General features: G+C 72.1%; 8 protein-coding genes. 4 read left to right on the plus strand and 4 right to left on the minus strand.

Annotated features, from left to right (window positions below):
- Nucleotides 1-10: 10 nt before the first annotated feature.
- Nucleotides 11-1,345, minus strand: coding sequence for an NsdA family TPR-like regulatory protein (locus tag I8N67_RS40685; RefSeq protein WP_200309345.1), 1,335 nt, complete (start codon nucleotides 1,343-1,345; stop codon nucleotides 11-13).
- A 25-nt stretch (nucleotides 1,346-1,370) separates the two neighbouring features.
- Nucleotides 1,371-1,847, minus strand: a complete 477-nt coding sequence (locus I8N67_RS40690) for a DNA-processing protein DprA (protein WP_234047070.1) — start codon at nucleotides 1,845-1,847, stop codon at nucleotides 1,371-1,373.
- Between the two features lie 127 nt (nucleotides 1,848-1,974).
- Between I8N67_RS40690 and I8N67_RS40695 the strand changes: the two genes are divergently transcribed.
- The 3 genes from I8N67_RS40695 to I8N67_RS40705 are packed head-to-tail and all read left to right on the plus strand — an operon-like array spanning nucleotide 1,975 to nucleotide 2,596.
- Complete coding sequence (locus tag I8N67_RS40695) at nucleotides 1,975-2,196, plus strand: hypothetical protein (RefSeq protein WP_200309346.1); 222 nt, start codon at nucleotides 1,975-1,977, stop codon at nucleotides 2,194-2,196.
- On the plus strand, nucleotides 2,193-2,393 hold the full coding sequence (locus I8N67_RS40700) for a hypothetical protein (protein ID WP_200309347.1): 201 nt from the start codon (nucleotides 2,193-2,195) through the stop codon (nucleotides 2,391-2,393). Before I8N67_RS40695 ends, I8N67_RS40700 begins: the two co-directional genes overlap by 4 nt.
- Nucleotides 2,390-2,596: a hypothetical protein gene (locus I8N67_RS40705; RefSeq protein WP_200309348.1), complete on the plus strand. Its 207-nt coding sequence runs from the start codon at nucleotides 2,390-2,392 to the stop codon at nucleotides 2,594-2,596. Before I8N67_RS40700 ends, I8N67_RS40705 begins: the two co-directional genes overlap by 4 nt.
- A 160-nt stretch (nucleotides 2,597-2,756) precedes the next feature.
- Here I8N67_RS40705 and I8N67_RS40710 read toward each other — a convergent pair whose 3' ends face one another.
- Together I8N67_RS40710 and I8N67_RS40715 are read right to left on the minus strand one after the other, a co-directional pair.
- Complete coding sequence (locus tag I8N67_RS40710; protein WP_200309349.1) at nucleotides 2,757-3,221, minus strand: DUF7144 family membrane protein; 465 nt, start codon at nucleotides 3,219-3,221, stop codon at nucleotides 2,757-2,759.
- 133 nt (nucleotides 3,222-3,354) lie between these two features.
- A complete protein-coding gene (locus I8N67_RS40715) occupies nucleotides 3,355-4,131 on the minus strand; it encodes an alpha/beta fold hydrolase (RefSeq protein WP_200309350.1) in 777 nt (258 codons plus the stop codon).
- 92 nt (nucleotides 4,132-4,223) lie between these two features.
- Here I8N67_RS40715 and I8N67_RS40720 point away from each other — a divergent pair.
- Nucleotides 4,224-5,702, plus strand: a 1,479-nt coding sequence (locus I8N67_RS40720) for an aminotransferase-like domain-containing protein (protein WP_200309351.1), incomplete at its 3' end; no start/stop codon positions are given.

Consider the following 5,702-nt stretch of genomic DNA (forward strand, 5'->3'; position numbering starts at 1 on the left):
AGCTCTACGGCTACGCGCCGAGCACATCCATCAGGTGGTCGTCGAGATCGGCCACCCACTCTTCGCGCCGCCACGGCCGCAATTCCCGCCGGGCCCGGCGTAGGCGAAGCGCCGGTACCCGGCCGCCCGTCGTCGACGCGGCGGACACGCACTTGTGCAGCAACTCGGCCGCAGCCTGCGGTTCGCCGAGGCGGAGCCGGGCGAGCGCCTGGTCCGTGGTCACGATCGCCCGTTGTACCTGGTCCCGTGGTGCCGTCAGCGTCTCGGCCGACCGGGTGAACCGGTCGTGTGCCGCTGCCGGGTCGCCGACGTACAGCTCGCACACGCCCTCGAAGCCCCGCAGATGTCCGGGGGAGAACGCGGTGGGCGCCGGGTCGCCGGTGTGGTCGGCCTCGATGTCGTACGAGGCGAGGCCGAGCGCGGCCTGCGCCTGGCGTTTCTGCCCGGCCCGCGCGGCGACTTCGGCTTGGAGCGCGTGTGCCCGCGCCCGGACGAGCGGGCTCTCTCCTGTGCGGGCCGCGCGTACGGCTTTGTCGACCAGGCGCCGCGCTTCGTCGAGGCCCTGTGCTGAGTACAGGGTGACCAGGGCGTGGCTCATGTGCACACCGGCCTGTCGCCACGAGTCGCTCAGCAGACCCGCCGTCCGTGTCGCTTCCGCGTACAGGGCCCGGGACGCCGCGTCGTCGCGGGTCTCGAAGGCCAGCCGCCCGGCCAGCGCCGTAGCGGCCACCGCGACCTCGTGCAGCCGCGAGGCGAGCGGGTCGGGGACCGGTCCGTCGAGGAGGCGGCGGCAGGTCTCGACGGCGGGGGCGAGAAGGAGTTGCAGTCGGACCATGGGCAGCGAACCGACTTCCGCGTCGACGTCCGCGACGACGGAGGCCAGCCCCGCGATGGTCCCTTCCTCCGTCCTTCCTGGGTCCGCGAGCGCCGCGGCGAGTCCGGCCCGAACGGTCGGGGAGAGGAGAGCGAGCATCCCTCCGCCCTCGTCGGTGGCGGCCCGCAGGACGAGGCCGCGCAGCTCGGTGGTGCGCCGCTCGCTCTCCCCGAGCAGGCCGAGGGCGTGCAGGTACTCGACGAAGTCCGAGCCCGCGCCGAGGGAGAGTTCGCCCGCAGGTGTACGGGCGTACAGGTGGGCGAGCAGCAGCTGATACCGCTCGTCGGGCAGGCCGGGTTTCGCGGATTCCCAGCGGGCGACGGACCTCTGCACGCCGGCCACGGACGGGAGGGCCGGGTGGCGCAGTTCGTCGGCGAGAGCGATGAGGGCACGGGCGACGCCGGCGAGCGACAGGCCACGGTGGTGCCGCAACGCCTTCAGCCGTGCCGCCCCCGCAGCTCGATCGTCCATATCGTCATGGTGGAGCAAGAAGCGTCTACACGGGCACGATCAGGCGTGGTTTCCCCTGATCTCGTGTGTAGTTGAGGGTTTGCCACGTTCCGGAGGACTCCTCGACGTGATGCGGGAAGCCGATCGTCATACTCGCGTGATCGACCATCCACCGGTTCCGGGCGTGATAGGCGGGTGTCTTCGGTTCGGGCGCTCGGAGTTCGACGATCTCCTTGATGCGGTCACGGGTCCGGGCGATCGCCTGCCGTGCCTCGGCAGGCTGATGGCTGGTCGTGCAGGGCACTACGACCGTGAGGTCCGCAGCGGTGTTCCCGGCCAGCCACAGCAGGCTGAGGCTGTCGATGCCCTTCGCGCCGCCGATGTAGAAGTGCGTCTCGTGGGCGAACGGCTTGAGGTAGTCGGTGAAGATCCGGGCGTACTCGTCGAGGGTGTGGTGCCCGGTGTTCCGGGTGCCTGTGATGGCTACCGCCCGCATGATCAACTCCGTGTCATAGGTTGTCATATCCCGTCCGACGGGGCGCCGTTGAGATCGTCTGTGTGTGGACACAAACAACCTGCAAAGACTCGCCAGTGACCTGGAGAGGCATGGCCTCCGGGTCACCGTGCACGACAGCGCGAGGTGACTGGACGTGACGAACCCCCTGAACAGCCGTCTCTCCGAGGAGATTCTCGTCGAGGGCGGCCGCTACGTCACCGGCTTCGACTACGAGATCGGCGAGGCCGGAGACGAAACGGTGTGCGCCGAACGCATCGCCCGCATCCTCGCCGTCGCCACCGAACGGACGTCGTCAATTGCGCGAGGCGACGGTCCTGCGACGAGGGCCTCGGACCTGGCGGAGGCTTCGGGATGAAGACGACCATGGACCCGCCCGTGCACCTCGCTCTACCGCTCGACGAGCCCGAGTCGCCGCTCGACTGCGGCGTCTGCGCCGCGCTGGTCGAGCAGCGCGGCGAGGCCGCCGATCGGGGCGATCTGTCGCGCGTCACGGACCTCAACGTCGAGATCCGCAACCACCACTCGGCCCGTCGGAAGCGGCGGAAGGCGTGAGCGGCGGTGAGCGGGAGCGGCGCACCTTCCGCAGACCGCAGCAGTACGTGGTCCCGGATCACCTTCCGGGCGAGTCGGAGTACGGAATCTTCATGAACCACCTCACGGGGTGCGCGGACTGTGGGTACGGGCGGATCCACTGCGAGAAAGCCACCGAGATGTGGCAGGCGTACAAGAAGGCCCGGAGGAAGAGCCGTACCTGAGCCTCGGGTCCGGCGCTACGTCCGACGCCGGTCTCGTGAAGGGGTGGGTGCTCGCACCCCCAGCGAGTACCCACCGCCCCCTCCAACTCCCGTTCGGTCCGGGCCCCGGGCTTGAGGGGCGGACCAAGGTGCCGCGCAGGCGGGCGACGCGTTCGCGGCCTCACATGTGGTCGGCGCGGGGGTCAGGGGACGTCGCCAGGGACCACATCACGAAGACCGCGATGGCGATGCAGATGAGGGACCAGATGGGGGCGTAGGGCAGGAACATGAAGTACTCGATGGCGACGAGGGACGTCAGGGCGATACCCATCGCCCGGGCCCACTCGCGGCCCTGGATGACGAACCACCCCGTGGCCAGGACGCCGAGCCCGATGGCCAGATGGATCCAGCCCCACGCGGTGAGGCTGAACTCGAAGACATAACTGCCGATGTTCGTGTACACGTCGTCCGTGGCGATCCCGGCGATGCCGTTGAGGATGCCCATGACGCCGATGACCATCATGAGAACACCGGCGAAGACCAGACCCCCGAGGGCCCACGCCGAGCCGGCGTCGTGCTCCGGCGCCCGGGTCGGTGTCTCCTGCGAGGCGGAAGTCGAGCGCGGGGTGGTGCTGTGCTGGGCCATGAGGGCCTCCTCGAACGGATGGACAGCTCATCCGCATGGTCACGCCGCCGGGGGAGGGCCGCACTCGGTGTAGGCCAAACGGGTGACGCCGGTGCCGCAGGTGACGCCAGGGACGCCGGTGGCGTGCCCGGCCTCAGTCCAGCCGTGCCAGGAAGTCCCGCAGCGCCTTGTTGAACCGCTCCGGCCGCTCCAGGTTCGGCAGATGGGCGGCGCCGTCGATGACATGGAGGGTGGAGTCGGGGAGAGCGGCGTGCATCGCCTCGGCGTCCGCGACGGGCGTGTACTCGTCGTCCGCGCCGACGACGACCAGCGCGGGGACGGTGACCCGGGTGAGGAGGTCGCGGTAGTCGAGGCGCTCGGCGCGGCCGCGCAGGGCCGCCGCGGCGCCCTCGGGGGCGGTGGCCGTCATCATGCGGCGCACCTGGGCCGCGACCTCCGCGTCCGCGTACGGCGCGACCATCTTGTACAGCACCTCGTCGGCGTACCCCGTCATGCCCTCGCGCAGCAGCCGGTCCGCCATGGCGTTCCGGGTCCGCTTGCCCTCCGGGGTCTCGGCGGCCGGGAAGGTGTCGGCGAGGACGAGTCCGCGGACGCGGTGCGGGAACCTCCGGTAGCACTCCATGGCGATCTGGCCGCCCATGGACAGGCCGGCGAGGACGAACTCGGCGACGCCGAGGTCGTCCAGGAGCGTCGCGATGTCCTCGGCGAAGACCGAGAGAGGTGTGATGCCCGGGATCACGGGGGACTCGCCGTAGCCGCGCAGGTCGGGTGCGACCACGCGGCGGGAGGCCGCGAACTCGGTGATCTGCGGGTGCCACATCGTGCGGTCGAAGGGGTGGCCGTGGACGAGGACGAGGGGGAGGGCGGAGCCTGCATCCCCTTTGTCCTCGTATGCGAGGAAGGTGGTCATGGGTTCGACCCTAGAGTCCCTCAACTGCTCGGTGCAATAAGATCTTTGCCCTCGGTGCAATGTGGGGAGTGGCGCGGTGGAGTGGGGCGGGCATGACGGGTGACTATCGGCGGATCGCCGACCGCATCGCGGGCGACATCGCGTCCGGGCGGCTGAAGCCCGGTGACCGGCTGCCGCCGCAGCGGGTGTTCGCGCGGCGGCGGGGGATCGCCGGGTCGACCGCCGGGCGGGTGTACGGGGAGCTGGTGCGGCGCGGGCTGGTGGTGGGGGAGGTCGGGCGCGGGACGTTCGTACGGGCGGCGCCGCCGGTGTCGGCGGGGTGGGCGCTGGCCGAGCCGGCCACCTCGGCGCCCGTGAACCTGGAGCTCAACTACCCGTCCGCGCCCGGCCAGTCGGAGCTGCTGGCCGCCGGGCTCGCGCCGCTGCTGCGGCCGGACGTGCTCACGGACGCCCTGCGCACGGCCCCCGCGACCGGTACGGCTGCCGCGCGCGAGGCGGCGGCCGGGCTGCTCGCCACCGCCGGCTGGCGGCCGGCCCCGGACCGGTTCCTCTTCGCCGGGAACGCCCGCCAGGCCATCGCCGCGACCCTCGCCCGTCTCGTACGGCCGGGGGGCCGGGTCGGCGTGGAGTCCCTCACGTATCCGCTGGTCAAGGAGATCGCCGGGCGCGTCGGGGTCACCTTGGTGCCGCTCACGACGGACGGCGAGGGGTTGCGGCCGGAGGCGGTGGCGGCGGCGCACCGGGCGGCGCCGTTGTCGGCGGTGTATGTGCAGCCGACGTTGCACAACCCGACGTCGGTGACGATGAGCGGCGGGCGGCGGGCCGAACTCGCGTGTGTGGTGCGGGAGTTGGACCTACCGGTGATCGAGGACCGGATCTGGTCCTTCCTGGCGCCGGCGGGGGACGGCTCGGGTGGGGACGGCTCAGGTGGGGACGCGTCACCCCTGGCCTCGTACGCGCCGGAGCGGGTGTTCGTGGTCGACGGGTTGTCCAAGCGGGTGGCGCCGGGCCTCACGGTCGGATTTCTGGTCGTGCCGGAAGGGCGGGGTGAGGGCATGGGGGCCGCGCTCCGCTCGGGAGGCTGGACGGCCTCGCGCTTCGCTCTGGAGGCGGGGACGCGGTGGATCGGCGACGGGACGGTCGACCGGTTGACGGAGGCCAAGCGGGCCGACGCGGCGACACGGCAACGGCTGGTCGCCGCGCAACTCGCCGGGTTCGCCGTACGGGGCGACGCGCGGGCCTACTACGCGTGGTGGGAGCTCCCGGAGCCGTGGCGAGCCGACACGTTCTGCGCGGCGGCGGCCGCGCGGGGGGTGGCGGTGACACCGGGGTCGGCCTTCAGCGTGCCGGTGGTGGGGGCCGGGCGGGGCCCGGGGTCACCGGCCGGCACCGACAGACCGCCCCTGCGCCCACCGCCGCCGTCCCGGCGGCACGACTCCCCACCGCCGGGCCGGCCGGAACCGTCATGGACCCCGGCGCCCGCCTCCCGGTGCGTCAGGCTCGGGCTCGCGTCGGTTCCTCTGCCGGAGCTGGCGGGGGCGTTGCGGACGCTTGGCGATGTCGCGGGGGGT

The organism is Streptomyces adelaidensis (assembly GCF_016598475.1).
GTDB lineage: Bacteria > Actinomycetota > Actinomycetes > Streptomycetales > Streptomycetaceae > Streptomyces > Streptomyces adelaidensis.